Origin of the sequence: Methylobacterium nigriterrae (assembly GCF_037106235.1) — a bacterium.
Lineage (GTDB): Bacteria > Pseudomonadota > Alphaproteobacteria > Rhizobiales > Beijerinckiaceae > Methylobacterium > Methylobacterium nigriterrae.
In genome coordinates, this window is sequence record NZ_JBAWTG010000815.1 from 1 (window position 1) to 278 (window position 278).

The following is a 278-nucleotide window of genomic DNA, read 5'->3' on the forward strand; positions in this document are numbered from 1 at the left end:
TGGGCCTGGTGGCGAAGCGATGCACAGCCCGGCCCGGGTGCGGGCGCAATTTGACAGCCCGATTTTCGCGCCCCTATAATCCACGTTCTTTCAGGCGGTTAGCTCAGTTGGTTAGAGCGCTACGTTGACATCGTAGAGGTCGCTGGTTCGAATCCAGTACTGCCTACCAAAATTCCGCCAGCGGTTGCCAAACCGTGCCCAGAAAGCCGCGCAAACACTACGTTTCGCGGCTTTTTATTTGCACGGGTTGCGCTTCGGGCCAGCGGATGTACCCCGTT

The 278-nt window shown here is 58.3% G+C and carries 1 tRNA gene; it reads left to right on the top strand.

What is annotated here, in order from left to right:
• Positions 1 to 92: 92 nt before the first annotated feature.
• A tRNA-Val gene (locus WDW90_RS39270) sits at positions 93 to 169 on the top strand.
• The last annotated feature ends 109 nt before the right edge of the window (positions 170 to 278 follow it).